1 protein-coding gene is annotated in these 1091 nt (G+C 73.5%); it reads left to right on the top strand.

From position 1 onward, the window contains the following. Positions 1 to 1091, top strand: a 1091-nt coding sequence (locus B1L11_RS46350; RefSeq protein ID WP_143738022.1) for a DUF222 domain-containing protein, incomplete at both ends; no start/stop codon positions are given.

Here is a 1091-nt window from a genome sequence, read left to right as displayed (position 1 = left end):
GGGCTGGAGGGGGAGTTTTGTCTGCCGCGTGAGGCCGCCGCCCGGTTGCGGGCGCTGCTGGACGCCTATGCCAAACCGCGGGCGGAGGGCGATGACCGTCCGCTGCGGGTCCGCAACGCCGATGCGTTCATCGCGCTGCTGGAGCAGGAGATCGCCACCGAGCTCCTGGTCCTGGTCAACGCCGAATCCCTCCCTGCCGACCCCGAGGACGCGGCCCACGCCGACAACACCCCAGACGACACCGCCGACCCCAGCGACACCGAAGACACCGAAGACACCGACACCGACACCGGCGACGCCGAAGACGCCGGCGACCAGTCCCCCCGCGACACCGAAAGCGCCCACGACCCCATCGACGCCGCCACCGGCCACCCCGAAGACACCAGCGGCCCCGGCGGGATGAGTGACCCCGGTGACGTGGCCGGCACCGACCCAAGCGAGTCACAGTCGGATGAGTGGCAGTCGCCCGATCCTCCTCCCGAGGACAACGCTGTGCATCACACCCACGCCGGGCATCGGCCTGCAGGGAACTGCCGGCATGCGCAGGCCACGCGGGAAGGTCACGGCCACGGGCACCGGAGACACGGCGAGAGCGGATGCGCGTGCGGCCGCAACACGCGGTGCTCGTCCGCAGCACCGGAGACGCCGCAGACAGCGGGAACGGCGTCGGGGGTGCCGGGACCGAAGCCGGAGACGCCGCCGGGCGCGCCGGGGCCGGAGATGCCACCGGGAAGGCCGCCGGGCGCGCTGGGGCCGGGGCCGGAGACGCCACTGGGAAGACCACTGGGGAGCCCGTTGGGAAGCCCGCCGGGAGCAGCGCCATGGACGGCGTCAGGGACGGCGCCGGGAGCGTCACCGGGGGCGCCGCCAGGAGTGCTGCCGGGGGCGTTGCTGGGGACGGCGCCGGGGTTGTTGCTGGCGACCGGGCAGATGCTGCCCGTCTCCAGCGTGCACCGCCTCGCCCGCACCAGCACCCTGGTACGCCTGGTCATGGACGCCGACGGGCAAGTGCTCGACATGGGCCGCAAGGTCCGCCTGGCCACCCCCGCCCAACGACGCGCGATCTTCGCCCGCTACGCCACCTGCTGGAT

Origin of the sequence: Microbispora sp. GKU 823 (assembly GCF_002027145.1) — a bacterium.
Lineage (GTDB): Bacteria > Actinomycetota > Actinomycetes > Streptosporangiales > Streptosporangiaceae > Microbispora > Microbispora siamensis.
The sequence above is the reverse complement of the archived record's forward strand: the minus strand, read 5'-3'. Positions and strand labels throughout refer to the sequence as shown.